The sequence below is a fragment of the Rhodococcus sp. NS-SX18 genome (assembly GCF_057367935.1).
In genome coordinates this window covers 1,378,488-1,392,421 of sequence record NZ_CM170633.1, presented here as the reverse complement: position 1 = coordinate 1,392,421, position 13,934 = coordinate 1,378,488, and the positions used below count along the sequence as shown (strand labels likewise).

The window sequence follows — 13,934 nt, the reverse complement described above, 5'->3', positions numbered from 1 at the left end:
TACCGCCGCCCAAAGGACACACCGCTCTACAACCCTTCGGCGAGCTCCATCCACTGCTCCTCGGCTGCTTCCTTTTCGGCGACCACGCTGCGCAGCTCGGCGTCGAGCTTCTGCAGGCGATCGGGATCGGTGGCCGCGTCGGCGAGGTCGTGGTGCAGCTTCTCCTCCCGCTCGGTCAGCTTCGCCACGCTCCGTTCGAGCCGCGCCAGCTCCTTGCGGGCGGCCCGCTCGGCGGCACCGTCGCGCTTCGGTTGTTCCGCATCCTGTTCGGGTATCGACGTCTTCGCCACCGTGGAGGCCGACGACGGGATGTCCCCGTCACCGATCGCCGCGCGACGGCGCAGGTACTCGTCGATCCCGCCCGGCAGGTTGGTGAGCCTGCCGTCGCCGAACAGTGCCCACGTCGAGTCGCAGATCCGCTCGATCAGATAGCGGTCGTGCGAGATGACCACCAGGGTGCCCGCCCACCCGTCCAGCAGGTCCTCGAGTTGCTGCAGGGTGTCGATGTCCAGGTCGTTGGTGGGCTCGTCGAGCAGCAGCACGTTCGGCTCGGCCATGAGCACCCGGGTCAGCTGCAGCCGTCGACGCTCGCCACCGGAGAGGTCGCCGACGGGTGTGCGCTGCCGCGCCGGGGTGAACCCGAGCCGTTCGGCGAGCTGACCGGCCGAGATCTCCTTGTCGCCCAGCGTGATCCGTTCGGCCACGTCCTTCACCGCGTCGAGCACCCGCAGGTCGGTGGGCAGGTCGTCGAGTTCCTGCCGCAGCCAGCCGATCTCGACGGTCTTGCCCTGGATGCGACGGCCGGACGCCGGTTCGATCTCCCCGGCGAGGGTGCGCAGCAGCGTCGTCTTGCCGGAGCCGTTCACACCCACCAGGCCGATCCGCTCCCCCGGGCCGAGCCGCCACGTCAGGTCGTGCACCAGCTCGCGACCGTCGGGGGTGGTCAGTGTCGCGTCCTCGAGTTCGATGACCACCCGGCCCAGACGGCGTTTGGCGAACGACGCCAGCGCCACCGTGTCCCGCGGTGGCGGCACGTTCGCGATCAGCGATTCCGCCGCCTCGATGCGGTAGCGCGGCTTCGAGGTGCGGGCCGGGGCCCCGCGCCGCAGCCAGGCGAGTTCCTTGCGCGCGAGGTTGCGGCGCCGTTCCTCCATCGCGTCGGCCTGCCGGGCCCGCTCGGCACGCGCGAAGATCCAGTCGTTGTATCCGCCCTCGTAGCTTTCCACCTGACCGTTGACGACCTCCCACGTGCGGGTCGCGACGGTGTCGAGGAACCACCGGTCGTGGGTGACGACGACGAGGGCGCTGCGCCGGGAGAGCAGGTGCTCGGCAAGCCACTGCACACCCTCGACGTCGAGATGGTTGGTGGGCTCGTCGAGGACGAGCAGGTCGAGGTCCTGCACGAGCGCGGCGGCCAGCGCGACGCGCCGACGTTCGCCGCCGGAGAGCCCGTCGACGAGCGCGTCGAGTCCGAGCCGGTCGACACCGATACCCGCGAGAACGGAACGGATCCGGGCGTCGCCGGCCCATTCGTGCTCGGCCACCCCCAGCGGTCCCAGCACGACCTGCCCGACCGTGGAGCCGGCCGGCAGGACGCCGCGCTGGGTGACGACCGCCATGCGCAGCCCGCCGACCCGGCTGACCCGGCCCGAATCGGGCTCCTCGAGGCCGGTGAGGACCTCGAGGAGGGTGGTCTTGCCGCCGCCGTTCAGGCCGACGACGCCGATGCGCTCACCCTCCTGCACACCGAGCGACACCGAGTCCAGCAGCGGTTTGATGCCGAAGGACTTCGAGACCTGTTCGAGGTTGATCAGATTCGCCACGCGGAGCAATGCCTTCCGAGATCAGGGGTGGGAGTTGTCGACGACGCGTGCGCCGGGGACCGGGCCGGAGGCCACGCGCACCGTCCGGCACACACCGGCCCCGGCCAGTTCGGCGCTCACCGTCACCGCCGCGGCCGAGTCGGCGCACAGGAACGCGCAGGTGGGCCCGGACCCGGAGACGATGCCGGCCAGCGCGCCGGCCTCCACGCCCGCCCGCAGGGTGCGCCGCAGTGCAGGCGCGAGCGAGAGGGCCGCGGACTGCAGGTCGTTGCCCAGCAGCGGTGCCAGCGCGTGCGGGTCGCCGGCAGCGAGGGCCTGCAGCAGGTCGTCGAGGCCGCGGACCCGGGGCGGGGAACCTTCGGCGCGCAGACGGTCGAGTTCGCGGAACACCACCGGGGTCGACAGACCGCCCTTCGCGAGGGCCAGCACCCAGTGGAAGGTGCCGCGGGAGAGGACCGGCACCAGCTGCTCACCGCGGCCGGTGCCGATGGCGGTGCCACCGTGCAGGCAGAACGGCACGTCACTGCCCAGTTCCGCCGCGAGGTCGTCCAGGTCGTCGCGGGCGAGGCCGAGTCCCCACAGGGCGTCGAGTGCGACCAGGGTGGCAGCGGCGTCGGCGCTGCCCCCGGCCATCCCGCCGGCCACGGGGATGCCCTTGTCGATCGTGATGGCGACCTCGGGTGCGCGCCCGGCGCGTTCGGCCAGCAGGGTCGCGGCCCGCCAGGCGAGATTGGTGGCGTCGGCGGGGACGGCCGCGGCGTCGGCTCCGCGCACCCGCAGGCTCAACGCGTCGGCTCGCACGACCGACACCTCGTCGCTCAGGGACAGCGCGTGGAAGACCGTGCGCAGCTCGTGGTACCCGTCCTCGCGCAGGTCACCGACCGCGAGATGCAGGTTCACCTTGGACGGTGCTCGCACGGTGACGGGGCTCGGGACGACGGACAGCACGGATATACAGCTTACGCACCCGTGCGGCTCCGAATGCGGACGGCAGCTGTCCTCGTTCGCTGGCATGCTCGGACCATGCGCGAAACGTCCGCTCGCCTGTTGCGCCTGCTGTCGCTGCTGCAGACCCGGCGGGACTGGTCGGGTGCCGAACTGGCGGACCGCCTGCAGATCACGACCCGTACGGTGCGGCGGGACGTGGACAAACTCCGCGACCTCGGTTACCCGGTGGACGCCACCGTCGGGGTCGGCGGCGGGTACCGCCTCGGCGCGGGCGCGGAGATGCCACCGCTGCTGCTCGACGACGAGGAGGTCGTCGCGGTGGCCGTCGCTCTGCAGTCGGAGGCGACCGGATCGGTGACGGGCATCGGCGAGGCGTCGGCTCGTGCCCTCGCCAAGTTGCGGCACGTGATGCCGTCGCGGCTGCGGCACCGGCTCGAGGCGCTGCGGGTCGAGGTCGTCGAGCGGGCGCCCGCCGCGTCCGCGGTCGACGCGGCGCTGCTGTCCGGCGTCGCCGGGGTGTGCCACGCACACGAGCGACTGCGGTTCGACTATCGCGCGCACGACGGCGGCTGCTCGCGGCGGGAGGTGGAGCCGTACCGGCTGGTGCGGTCGGGCGCACGCTGGTATCTGGTGGCGTGGGATCTGCATCGGCAGGACTGGCGGTCGTTCCGGGTCGACCGGATGGAGCCGAAGATCCCCACCGGTCCCCGGTTCGTCCCGCGCGAGCTGCCGCCCGGCGGGGCGGCGGAGTTCGTGAGCCGGGGCATCGCCCGCGGCATCGTCCGGACGCGGGCCCGCGTGCTGCTGCACGCCCCGTTCGACGCGATCGTGCCGATGGTCGACGAGCAGTGGGGAACCCTCGAACCGGTGGACGAGAATCACTGCGCGGTCGCGCTCGGCGGCACGTCGCTCGGGTCGATCGCGAGCTGGCTCGCGGAGTTCGACGTCGACTTCACCGTGCTGGATCCGCCGGAGCTGCGGGACGCGTGCCTGCAGGCAGGCCGGCGCCACGAGCTGCTCGCCCGTCGATACGAACGCGCCGGCTCCGTCGCGGGAAGCGACTGAGCCGGCGCGTGCGGGTGACCGAATGTCACACCGGTTCGATTCGATCGAGTGCGTGTGACATTCGGTCGGTGAGGCAGGTGGGTCAGCCGATGACGGTGACGCCGGTGGCCTGCGGGCCCTTCTGGCCCTGGCCGACCTCGAAGCTCACGCGCTGGTTCTCCTCGAGGGTGCGGAAGCCGCCGCCCTGGATCTCGGAGAAGTGCACGAAGACGTCCGCGGAGCCGTCGGCGGGGGCAATGAAGCCGAAGCCCTTCTCGCCGTTGAACCACTTCACGGTACCTTCAACCATGTTCATTCCTAAGAAGATTCGGGAAGCGCCGGGCTTCCCCACTCGTCGAGCGACACCTCGCCGCTCGGGTCTGTCACTCGACGGTAGAAAACGATTCCGTGTGGGCTATCGCATCCGCTCGCAACCAGAAATGTGCGAGGGGTGAACCACGAACACAACCTAACGACCGTGTGCAAGTAGATCACATCGGCGCCCGCACCGCTAGCGAGATCGCCGCAGGGGACACGAAACTGCATTGTGCCGGGCCCTTTTTCAGGGAGCACGAGTCGGATCGGGACACGAAGAGGGACCGGCCCGTTCGGACCGGTCCCTCTTCATTGCCTGTCACACCTCTGCCGGCGGCTCTTCCGCGACGACCTCACGAGGTCGTCGGGGAATGCACGCGTCCGGAAGAACGCGCAGCGAGCTACGTCAGCCGATGACGGTGACGCCGGTGGCCTGCGGGCCCTTCTGACCCTGGCCGACCTCGAAGCTCACGCGCTGGTTCTCCTCGAGGGTGCGGAAGCCGCGACCCTGGATCTCGGAGAAGTGCACGAAGACGTCCGCGGAGCCGTCGGCGGGGGCAATGAAGCCGAAGCCCTTCTCGCCGTTGAACCACTTCACGGTACCTTCAACCATTTTCAACCTCATACATCTCGGAAAGCCTCGAGGCCTTCACGTTTCGTCGAACGACACGACGTCGCCCGGGCCTGTCACTCGACGGCTGAGAAGGATTCCGTGGGAATTTCGCATCCGCTCGCAACTAGAAAATGTGCGAGGGGTAAACCACGAACACACTACCTAACGACCGTGTACCAGTAGAGCACAGATCCGCCCGTCTGCCAAGCGTTGCGTGGGAACCGGTCTGCGCAGCGCCGTCACGACGTGCCGGCAATCCGCACGAAGGCGGCGGCGTCGAGCTTCTCACCCCGCGTCGACGGATCGATCCCGGCGGCGAGCAGGCGCCGCTCGGCTTCGGCGGCCGAGCCGGCCCAGCCGCTCAGGGCTGCGCGCAGTGTCTTGCGACGCTGCGCGAAGGCGGCATCGACGACGGCGAACACCTTGCGGCGGTGCGCTTCGTCCGTGGGCCACGGCGGCTCGGTGTAGCGGTCGATGCGCACCAGTCCCGATTCCACCTGGGGCACCGGCCAGAACACGGCCCGGCCGACCGAGCCGGCACGACGGACGTAACCGAAGAACCCGGCCTTGACACTGGGCACGCCGTATACGCGGCTGCCGGGCCGGGCGGCGAGCCGGTCGGCCACCTCGGCCTGCACCATCACCAGAGCGGTACGCAACGAGTCGAATTCGGCGAACAGGTGCAGCAGGACGGGGACCGCGACGTTGTAGGGCAGGTTCGCGACGAGCGCAGTCGGGGCGACCGGCAGGTCGGCGGGCTGCACCCGCATGGCGTCCTTCAGGACGACGTCGAGTCGGTCGGCGAGATCGGGTGCGCGGTCGGCGACCGTCGCGGGCAGCCGCTCGGCGAGCCTGGGATCGATCTCGACGGCGACGACGCGGTCGACCACGTCGAGCAGGGCGAGCGTCAGCGAGCCGAGGCCCGGGCCCACTTCGAGGACCACGTCGTCGCGGCCGACACCGGCGACGGCGACGATGCGGCGCACCGTGTTGGCATCGTGCACGAAGTTCTGGCCGAGTTGTTTCGTCGGCCGGACTCCGAACTCCTCCGCGAGGGCTCGCACCTCGGCGGGGCCGAGCAGGGCGGCACGACCGCGAGCGGTCCCGTCGGAACCGTCGCGAGCGGTCACGTCGGAACCGTCGCGGGGGGCCGAGCCGGGATCGCCGGATGAGTGGTCTGGCACGTGCCGAACCTAGCGCACGCCGGGGCGGGACGAGTAGGACGGCCACGCTCCCCGGCTCTGGGTGTGCTGTTCCCCGTCGATCGTCACGGTCTCGCGCCGGACGAGCGTCGTCGCGGCACTCCCGGCGACGAATGTCACCGGAAGCGCCGCGACGACGACGTGCGACAGCACGGAACGTGAGTCATCGATCCTCGTCACCGAGGACACGAGCCGGAATTCCTACCGCAGGCCCATCTTGCTGGTGCACGACGGCCAGGCTCCCCAGCCCTGCGCGGCCTGGACCTTTTCGGCGACGGCGATCTGCTGCTCGCGGCTGGCCAGGTCGGCGCGCGGCGCGTACTCGGTGCCGCCGAACGCGGCCCAGGTCTGCTGGGTGAACTGCAGGCCGCCGTAGAAGCCGTTACCGGTGTTGATGGCCCAGTTGCCGGTGGCCTCGCACTGCGCGAGGGCGTCCCAGGTGGAGGCGCGGCCGGAAGCTGGCACGGCCGGCGCGGGCTTGGTGCCGACGCGGACGACGGCCGGGGCCGGCTCGCGGAGGGTCGTCGAGGCCTTCTCGGTGCGGCCGACCTCGACGCCGTCGATCGTGTGCACATCGAGGGTCACGGTGCGCTCACCGGGAGCACCCGGGGTGTCGACGGCAGTCTCGCCCTGGGGCATGTTCGGGTCGTCGACGCGCTGCTCGGGGGCCGGAACCGGCTGGTTCTCGATGCGGGTCTCGATGCGGTCGCGGGTGACGCGGATCTCGAGACCCTCGGTCAGCGCCGCGTCGACCGGGGGCACCACCGAATCGGCCTGCTCGAGCGCCACACCGTGCGCGGACAGGAACTCCCCGACCGTCGGTGCCGCCATCCGCACCTCCACGGCCGGAGCGCCACCGTCGAGCAACCGCACCGTCTTCGGGCTCACCACGTCGAGCTCGGCACCTTCGAGCGGCAACCGGTGCGACCGCGACGCCGAGGTGTACACATCCGCGGCCAGCTCGAACTGTGCCAGCGCCTCGTCCACCGTCGACGCCGTCGTCCACACCGTGCGCTCGACACCGTCGACACTCAACGCCACCTCACGGGCCCGCCGCAGCACCACCGTGTCCCCGTCCGAGACCTCGGCGTCGACGGCCGGGGCCACCACGTCGTGCTCGCCGACCGGGTAGCCGGCGCCGGCGAGGACGTCACCGACCTCGGAGCTCATGGTGCTGAGCGCGATGTGCTCACCGTCCACGTCGAGGGTGAGTTCCTTGTGCTGGATCAGCGCGGCGATTCCGCCGGCCGCCAGGGTGAGAAAGAGCGCGGCGACGACCACGTACAGCGTCGGCGATTTCGCTCTGTTGATCTTGGTGAAAGGTGACACGGCTATTCCTGCACTGTCGACAACTTCGATCACGGCACGGTAACGAATCGGCATTGATACGGCAACTGCACCGCTTCTAACTGCAGTTTCTCGGTAACGAGACAGGTGACGATTCGTAATTTTCGATCAATAGCGGGCCGCGGCCGAAGGTGCGGGCTAGCGTCGATTCGACGCTCGGGAAAACGCGCCGCACGACGCGCGAATTACAGAGGTGGGATTACTTTGGGTGACCGAATTCACCGTCCTCCGGCGCGGCGGAGTGCGGCGCCGCTGACCCTGCTCGGCATGCTCGGCGCGCTGCTGCTCGCTGCCACCCCGGCGGCCCTGGCGCAGTCCCCCGCCGCCGGCCGCACCTACGTCATCGCCACCGACGTGACCTTTGCACCCTTCGAATTCCAGAACGAGCAGGGCGACTTCGTCGGCATCGACATGGACCTGATCCGGGAGATCGCGGAGGACCAGGGCTTCACCGTGGAGGTTCGTCCGCTGGGCTTCGATGCCGCCCTGCAGGCGGTGCAGGCCGACCAGGCCGACGGCGTGATCGCGGGCATGTCGATCACGGAGGAGCGCAAGCAGGTCTTCGACTTCTCGGATCCCTACTTCGAGTCCGGCGTGCAGATGGCGGTCCTCGCCGGCAACGACGAGGTCGCGTCGTACGCCGATCTGGCAGGCAAGCGCGTCGCGGTCAAGAACGGCACCGAGGGCGCCGCGTTCGCCGAGTCCATCAAGGGCGAGTACGGGTTCACCACGGTCTACTTCGCCGACTCGGCGAGCATGTACGACGAGGTCCGCACCGGGAACTCGGTCGCGGTCTTCGACGACTACCCGGTGCTGGCGTACGGCATCGCCCAGGGCAACGGGCTGAAGACGGTCACGGAGAAGGAGGCCGGTGCGAACTACGGGTTCGCGGTGAACAAGGGCCGCAATCCCGAGCTGCTCACCGCGTTCAACGCGGGCCTGCAGAATCTGCGGGACAACGGCCGCTACGACGAGATCGTGGAGAGTTACCTCGGCGAGGGCGCCGTGCAGGCCGACAACTCCATCCCCGGCCTGCTCCGCAGCACCTGGCAACTGCTGCTCGAGGGGCTGTGGCTGACCCTCGTGCTGTCGGTCGTCTCGATAGCGATCGCGCTGGTGCTCGGCGCGCTGTTCGGCCTCATGCGGGTCTCACGCAACATCGTTCTGCGCGGGATCGGCACCGCCTACGTCGACGTCTTCCGCGGCACCCCGCTGCTGGTGCAGGCCTTCTTCATCTACTTCGGCATCCCGGCCGCGGCCGGATTCCAGATGTCGGCGTTCACCGCGGGCATCATCACGCTCTCGCTCAACGCGGGCGCGTACATGGCCGAGATCGTGCGTGGCGGCATCCTGTCCGTGGACAAGGGGCAGATGGAGGCCGCCCGCAGCCTCGGCATCGGCTACCTGCCCGCGATGCGCAAGGTGGTCATGCCCCAGGCGGTGCGCACCATGATCCCGTCGTACATCAATCAGTTCGTGATCACGCTGAAGGACACCTCGATCCTGTCGGTGATCGGCATCGCCGAGCTCACCCAGACCGGGCGGATCATCATCGCCCGCAACTTCCAGTCGTTCCAGATGTGGCTGATCATCGGGGTGATCTACTTCGTCGTCATCATGGCGCTGACCAAATTGTCGGACCGACTCGAGAAAAGGATCAACCGTTGACCGAGGCAGCCGCGGCCCAGCCGCTCGAGGACGGTCGCGAGGTGAAGATCCGCGTGCGCGGCCTGAAGAAGTCGTTCGGCGAGAACGAGGTGCTCAAGGGCATCGATGTCGACATCCTCGCCGGCGAGGTGGTGTGCGTGATCGGCCCCTCCGGTTCGGGCAAGTCGACGTTCCTGCGGTGCCTGAACCGGCTCGAGGACATCAGCGCCGGTTCGGTGGTGGTGCACGGGTTCGACCTCGCCGACCGGAAGATCGACATCGACCGGGTGCGCCGCCATATCGGGATGGTGTTCCAGCACTTCAATCTCTTCCCGCACATGACGGCCCTCGAGAACATCGTGCTCGCGCCGGTGCTGACGAAGCGGGCGACCAAGGAGGAGGCACGGGCGCGGGGGCTCGCCCTGCTCGACCGGGTGGGGCTGAGCGAGAAGGCCGACGCGAAGCCGGCCAACCTGTCCGGCGGGCAGAAGCAGCGCGTCGCGATTGCACGGGCGCTGGCCATGAATCCGGACATCATGCTGTTCGACGAGGCGACCAGCGCCCTCGACCCGGAGATGGTGGGCGAGGTGCTGCAGGTGCTGCGCGACCTGGCGGCCGAGGGCATGACCATGGTCGTGGTCACGCACGAGATGGGTTTCGCCCGGGAGGTTGCCGACCGGGTGCTGTTCATGGCCGACGGGTACGTCCTCGAGGAGGGCACGCCGAAGGAACTGTTCGGGAGCCCCCGCCAGGAACGGACCCGCGACTTCCTCGCGAAGGTGCTCTGAGGCCGGCGCCCGGTTCCCGGGCGCCGGGCCTCACCCACGGCTACGCGGTCTGCAGGAACCGCACCCGGCGGGCGAGCAGGGCGTCGGCGCTGTAGGCGCCGGCGCCGACGACGGCGAGCACCAGCGCACCCGCGCCGAGCGCCCCGACGAGCTCCCATCCGCCGTCGGTGACGTAGATGCCGTTGCCGATGTGGACGAAGAAGAACGCACCGAGCATGTTCACCAGCAGCAGGACACCGAAGATCGGCACGAGCAGACCGATGATCAGGGCGATGCCACCGAGTGTCTCCACCCACGTGGCGTAGAAGGCGGACAGTGCGGGCACGGGCACGTCCATGCCCTCGAATCCGGCCTTGGTGGCGGAGTATCCCTGGTTCACCTTCTGCAGCCCGTGGGCCAGGAAGACGATCCCGAGGACCACTCGGGCAACGAGCAGCCCGACGTTGCGCAGGGCGGGGTTGTTCATGGGGGTGACCTTTCGGTGCGGGCGGTGGGGGCTCGTCCTTCGATCGAAGCCGCCCCTACGGTAGCGACGCAAGGTTGAAGGTTCAACTTAGCCGTCCCGGTCCAAAAATAGTTGATTGATCAATCACACGGGGTATGCTTCTCGTCGAAGGCGCAACCACCGGTCGAAGGAGCCCCATCGTGAGCACCAGCGTGGAAGAGGAACGCAGCCGCCGCTCCGCGACGCTGCGGGAAGAACTCCGCACCCGATACCTCCGGCCCGTCGGCGAACGACCCGCGTCGTCGGCGCGCGGGTTGCACCACACCGCACTCGTCAGCAGCGACGTCGAGCGCACGGTGCGCTTCTACCAGGACGTGCTCGAATTCCCGCTCACCGAGTTGATCGAGAACCGCGACTACCCCGGTTCGTCGCACTTCTTCTTCGACATCGGAAACGGAAACCTGCTGGCCTTCTTCGACTTTCCCGGACTCGACGTCGGCCCCTACCAGGAGGTCCTCGGCGGGCTGCACCACATCGCGATCAGCGTCGAGCCGAGCCGCTGGGAACACTTGCGCACCAAACTGACCGAGGCCGGCGTCGACCTCGTCGAACACAGCGAGGTCTCCCTGTACTTCCGCGACCCCGACGGTGCCCGCATCGAACTCATCGCCGATCCCCTCGGCGAGATGTACGGAAGCAAGGTCTTGTAGATGAGCAACGTCGACGCCGAGCCCACCGAGATCGTCTGCGAATCCGAGCCGGCACCCACCCGCGTGCAGATCGTCACTTCCCGTGAGGTTCCGCTCGGCGGCCCGCGCGCGATGCCGGTCCGCCGCACGCTGCCGCAGCGAGCCCGGTCTCTCGTCGGAGCCTGGTGCTTCGCCGACCACTACGGGCCCGACGACGTCGCCGCCACCGGCGGAATGGACGTCGCGCCGCACCCGCACACCGGCCTGCAGACGGTGAGCTGGCTGTTCGCCGGCGAGATCGAGCACCGCGACAGCCTCGGCAAGCACGCGTTCGTCCGTCCCGGCGAACTCAATCTCATGACGGGCGGCCACGGCATCGCCCATTCGGAGGTCTCCACGCCCGCCACGACGGTCCTGCACGGCGTCCAGCTGTGGGTGGCCCTGCCCGACGCGCACCGCGACGCCCCTCGTGACTTCCGGCACTACGTGCCCGAACCGGTCCGGATCGCGGGCGCGACCGTCGCCGTCTTCCTCGGCTCCCTCGCCGGATCCACGTCGCCCGTGCCCACCTTCACCCCTCTGCTCGGCGCCGAGATCACACTCGACCCGGGCGCCAGCGTCGAACTGGCCGTCGATCCCGAGTTCGAGCACGGCCTGCTCGTCGACACCGGCAGCGTCCGGCTCGCCGGCACCGTCCTGACCCGTTCCGCGCTCGGCTACGTCGGCACCGGGGTCTCCACGCTCGCGCTGACGAATCTCACCGACGAACCCGCACGCGCCGTGTTGCTCGGCGGTACTCCGTTCGGGGAGGAGATCGTCATGTGGTGGAACTTCGTCGGTCGCAGCCACGACGAGATCGCCGCGTTCCGCGACGAGTGGCAGCGCGAGGGAGAACGCTTCGGCCGGGTCGAGGGCTACACCGGGAAGGTGGCGCGGCTACCCGCACCGGCGCTGCCCAACGCCCGGATCCGGCCACGCCGCAATCCCCCCACCCACTGAGGAAGCGCCTGGACAGGGCCCCGAGGGGCACCCTCACCAATGCCACCGAGGGGCACCCTCACCAATGCCACCGAGGGGCACCCTCACCAATGCCACCGAGGGGCACCCTCACTCGGGGCGGATCCCGGCATAGGCATCGCCCAGCAGGCGCCGCACCCCCACCCGGGTCACCTCGCGCGGGTTGGGGTACTGCCGTTCGGTGGCCAGGTGTGCCGCCTCGTCGAGGTCCCCCTCGGACATCCCCAGTTCGGCGAGCGTCGTCGGGCCACCCGCGGCCGCCACCAGGTCGAAGACCCCGGCCGGAGCGGTGGGCGTGCCGAGGGCATCGGCGATGCGGCTCATCACGGCCGGCACCGACGGCGCGTTGAACGCCATCACGTGCGGCAGCACCACGGTGTGCGTCGCCGCGTGCGGCAGGTCGAAACTGCCGCCCAGGACGTGGCACAGCTTGTGGTGCAAGCCCATTCCCCCCGCGCTCAGGCACGTGCCGGCCAGCCACGCCGCGAGCAGCAGGTCCGAGCGTCCCTCCCGGTCCGCGGCGTCGGCACCCAGGACCGGCACACCCCGGGCGATCGCGCGGATCGCCTCGAGCGCCAGCGTGTCGATGATCGGGTTGGCGTGCTCGGCGTACAACGCCTCCACGGCATGCGCCATCGCGTTGATCGCGCTGGTCAGTGCCATCGGGATCGGCATCGACAGGGTGAACTCGACGTCGTAGATGACGGTCTCGGGCAGGATGGCCGGCGACGAGTGCGTGGTCTTCACACCGTCCGCGGTCTCCCCGAGGACGGGAGTCACCTCGGATCCGGCGTAGGTGGTCGGCAGGATCACCTGGTCCACACCGGTGCGCACCGCGATCGCCTTCGACAGCCCCGTCGTCGACCCTCCGCCCACGGCGACGACGGCGTCGATGTCGTGCTCGGAGACCAGGCCCAGCACCTTCTCGGTGACCGCCACGGGGGTGTGCATGACGGCCCCGTCGAACCGGGCGACCTGTAGGCTCCCGAGGGCCTTCTCGACCAGCTCGGCCTGCGGACGGACGTGTTCGCCGCCGAGCAGCAGGACCCGCGAGCGATCGAGGCGGCGCACCTCGTCGGCGACCCGCGCCGCGGTTCCCGGACCGAAGACCACCCGTGACGGCTGAGCGTTGTAGACGAAACTGTGCATGCCACCCATTGTCCCGGCCACCCGCCCCGGCCGCCTCGGAACGGGGACACCGTTACGAAAGTCCGTAGACCCGTTCGGCATTCGCGGTGGTCGTAGCGGCCAGCTCGGCCGGGTCCGCGCCGCGCACCTCCGCCAGCGCCCGCACCGTGTAGGGCAGGCAGTACGGCTCGTTGGGGGCCCCGCGGAACGGATGGGGCGTCAGGAAGGGAGCATCGGTCTCCACGAGTACCAGCTCGGGCGGCACCAACGGGGCGGCGGCACGCAGCGCCTTCGCATTCTTGAAGCTCACCGTCCCGGAGAAGCTGAGCAGGTAGCCGGCGTCGACGCAGGCCCGCGCCATCTCCGCATCCGACGAGAAGCAGTGGAAGATCACCGTCTCCGGCGCGCCCTCGTCGTGCAGCACGCGCAGCAACTCGGCATCGGCGTCACGATTGTGGATCATCAGGGTCTTGCCGAGCCGTTTGGCCAGGTCGATGTGCCAGCGAAACGCGTCCTCCTGCTCGAGCGGGTCGGCGCAGCCGTCGAGCTTGCCGGGCCAGTACAGGTCGAGGCCGGTCTCCCCCACCGCAACGACGCGGGGGTCGGCGGCCAGCTTCTCGATCTCGGCGCGCGTGGCGTCGTCGAGCGCGTTCGCCCGGGTGGGGTGGAGCGCCACGGCGGCGTAGACCCGTGCGTCCCAGTGCGCGGCGTCGACGGCGAAGCGGGCTGCGGCGATGTCGTCGGCGACGGTGACGACGCGTCCGACGCCCACCGCCGCCGCCCGGTCGAGGACGGCCGCCACCGACTCGGCATCGTGGGCGCCGCACGCGTCGAGGTGCGTGTGGGCGTCGACGAGCGGCGAGAGCGGCTGCGGAGGCTCGGGTGCGGGACGGGTTCGGCTCACGGCCCATACACTATCTACCTATAA

Annotated in this window: 15 protein-coding genes; 5 read left to right on the top strand and 10 right to left on the bottom strand. The window is 69.7% G+C overall.

From position 1 onward, the window contains the following. Positions 1-26 precede the first annotated feature (26 nt). Together AC2IPW_RS06550 and AC2IPW_RS06545 are read right to left on the bottom strand one after the other, a co-directional pair. Positions 27-1,823, bottom strand: a complete 1,797-nt coding sequence (locus tag AC2IPW_RS06550) for an ABC-F family ATP-binding cassette domain-containing protein (RefSeq protein WP_486376526.1) — start codon at positions 1,821-1,823, stop codon at positions 27-29. Between the two features lie 21 nt (positions 1,824-1,844). Further along, positions 1,845-2,771 carry a 4-(cytidine 5'-diphospho)-2-C-methyl-D-erythritol kinase gene (locus AC2IPW_RS06545; RefSeq protein WP_054371883.1) on the bottom strand — a complete coding sequence of 309 codons (927 nt, stop codon included), beginning with the start codon at positions 2,769-2,771 and terminating at the stop codon, positions 1,845-1,847. A 75-nt stretch (positions 2,772-2,846) separates the two neighbouring features. Between AC2IPW_RS06545 and AC2IPW_RS06540 the strand changes: the two genes are divergently transcribed. Then, a complete protein-coding gene (locus AC2IPW_RS06540) occupies positions 2,847-3,836 on the top strand; it encodes a helix-turn-helix transcriptional regulator (RefSeq protein ID WP_486376525.1) in 990 nt (329 codons plus the stop codon). 82 nt (positions 3,837-3,918) lie between these two features. Here the strand turns inward: AC2IPW_RS06540 and AC2IPW_RS06535 are convergent, their stop codons facing one another. The 5 genes from AC2IPW_RS06535 to AC2IPW_RS06515 form a co-directional block, all read right to left on the bottom strand. Then, entirely contained in the window at positions 3,919-4,125 is a 207-nt protein-coding gene (locus tag AC2IPW_RS06535) for a cold-shock protein (RefSeq protein ID WP_003937833.1), read from the bottom strand. A 411-nt stretch (positions 4,126-4,536) separates the two neighbouring features. Further along, positions 4,537-4,743: a cold-shock protein gene (locus AC2IPW_RS06530; RefSeq protein ID WP_003937832.1), complete on the bottom strand. Its 207-nt coding sequence runs from the start codon at positions 4,741-4,743 to the stop codon at positions 4,537-4,539. Positions 4,744-4,982: 239 nt separating this feature from the next. After that, positions 4,983-5,873 carry a 16S rRNA (adenine(1518)-N(6)/adenine(1519)-N(6))-dimethyltransferase RsmA gene (gene rsmA, locus AC2IPW_RS06525; RefSeq protein WP_486376524.1) on the bottom strand — a complete coding sequence of 297 codons (891 nt, stop codon included), beginning with the start codon at positions 5,871-5,873 and terminating at the stop codon, positions 4,983-4,985. A 63-nt stretch (positions 5,874-5,936) separates the two neighbouring features. After that, positions 5,937-6,098 carry a hypothetical protein gene (locus AC2IPW_RS06520; RefSeq protein ID WP_486376523.1) on the bottom strand — a complete coding sequence of 54 codons (162 nt, stop codon included), beginning with the start codon at positions 6,096-6,098 and terminating at the stop codon, positions 5,937-5,939. A 48-nt stretch (positions 6,099-6,146) separates the two neighbouring features. Continuing rightward, positions 6,147-7,274 carry a resuscitation-promoting factor gene (locus AC2IPW_RS06515; RefSeq protein ID WP_416062962.1) on the bottom strand — a complete coding sequence of 376 codons (1,128 nt, stop codon included), beginning with the start codon at positions 7,272-7,274 and terminating at the stop codon, positions 6,147-6,149. Positions 7,275-7,559: 285 nt separating this feature from the next. Here AC2IPW_RS06515 and AC2IPW_RS06510 point away from each other — a divergent pair, with 285 nt between their 5' ends. Then, complete coding sequence (locus tag AC2IPW_RS06510; protein ID WP_231386008.1) at positions 7,560-8,960, top strand: amino acid ABC transporter substrate-binding protein/permease; 1,401 nt, start codon at positions 7,560-7,562, stop codon at positions 8,958-8,960. Further along, complete coding sequence (locus tag AC2IPW_RS06505) at positions 8,957-9,727, top strand: amino acid ABC transporter ATP-binding protein (protein ID WP_003937827.1); 771 nt, start codon at positions 8,957-8,959, stop codon at positions 9,725-9,727. Before AC2IPW_RS06510 ends, AC2IPW_RS06505 begins: the two co-directional genes overlap by 4 nt. Before the next feature lie 40 nt (positions 9,728-9,767). On the opposite strand, the gene AC2IPW_RS06500 is transcribed toward AC2IPW_RS06505, so the two are convergent. Continuing rightward, entirely contained in the window at positions 9,768-10,193 is a 426-nt protein-coding gene (locus AC2IPW_RS06500) for a DoxX family protein (protein ID WP_486376522.1), read from the bottom strand. Positions 10,194-10,372: 179 nt separating this feature from the next. Here AC2IPW_RS06500 and AC2IPW_RS06495 point away from each other — a divergent pair, with 179 nt between their 5' ends. Continuing rightward, positions 10,373-10,882 carry a VOC family protein gene (locus AC2IPW_RS06495; RefSeq protein ID WP_003937825.1) on the top strand — a complete coding sequence of 170 codons (510 nt, stop codon included), beginning with the start codon at positions 10,373-10,375 and terminating at the stop codon, positions 10,880-10,882. Continuing rightward, positions 10,883-11,860, top strand: a complete 978-nt coding sequence (locus AC2IPW_RS06490; RefSeq protein ID WP_003937824.1) for a pirin family protein — start codon at positions 10,883-10,885, stop codon at positions 11,858-11,860. A 108-nt stretch (positions 11,861-11,968) separates the two neighbouring features. Here the strand turns inward: AC2IPW_RS06490 and AC2IPW_RS06485 are convergent, their stop codons facing one another. Both AC2IPW_RS06485 and AC2IPW_RS06480 read right to left on the bottom strand, forming a co-directional pair. Then, positions 11,969-13,027, bottom strand: a complete 1,059-nt coding sequence (locus AC2IPW_RS06485) for a maleylacetate reductase (protein ID WP_029539910.1) — start codon at positions 13,025-13,027, stop codon at positions 11,969-11,971. Between the two features lie 52 nt (positions 13,028-13,079). Beyond that, the gene (locus tag AC2IPW_RS06480; RefSeq protein WP_003937822.1) at positions 13,080-13,910 is read right to left on the bottom strand and encodes a TatD family hydrolase; all 831 of its coding nucleotides are present in this window, start codon (positions 13,908-13,910) and stop codon (positions 13,080-13,082) included. Between the last annotated feature and the right edge of the window lie 24 nt (positions 13,911-13,934).

Bases quoted from the DNA above. Each gene is read 5' to 3' on its own strand.
- AC2IPW_RS06530 (WP_003937832.1), bottom strand. From the start codon at position 4,743: ATGGTTGAAGGTACCGTGAAGTGGTTCAACGGCGAGAAGGGCTTCGGC.
- AC2IPW_RS06485 (WP_029539910.1), bottom strand. From the start codon at position 13,027: ATGCACAGTTTCGTCTACAACGCTCAGCCGTCACGGGTGGTCTTCGGT.
- AC2IPW_RS06490 (WP_003937824.1), top strand. From the start codon at position 10,883: ATGAGCAACGTCGACGCCGAGCCCACCGAGATCGTCTGCGAATCCGAG.
- AC2IPW_RS06510 (WP_231386008.1), top strand. From the start codon at position 7,560: ATGCTCGGCGCGCTGCTGCTCGCTGCCACCCCGGCGGCCCTGGCGCAG.
- AC2IPW_RS06500 (WP_486376522.1), bottom strand. From the start codon at position 10,193: ATGAACAACCCCGCCCTGCGCAACGTCGGGCTGCTCGTTGCCCGAGTG.
- AC2IPW_RS06535 (WP_003937833.1), bottom strand. From the start codon at position 4,125: ATGGTTGAAGGTACCGTGAAGTGGTTCAACGGCGAGAAGGGCTTCGGC.
- AC2IPW_RS06540 (WP_486376525.1), top strand. From the start codon at position 2,847: ATGCGCGAAACGTCCGCTCGCCTGTTGCGCCTGCTGTCGCTGCTGCAG.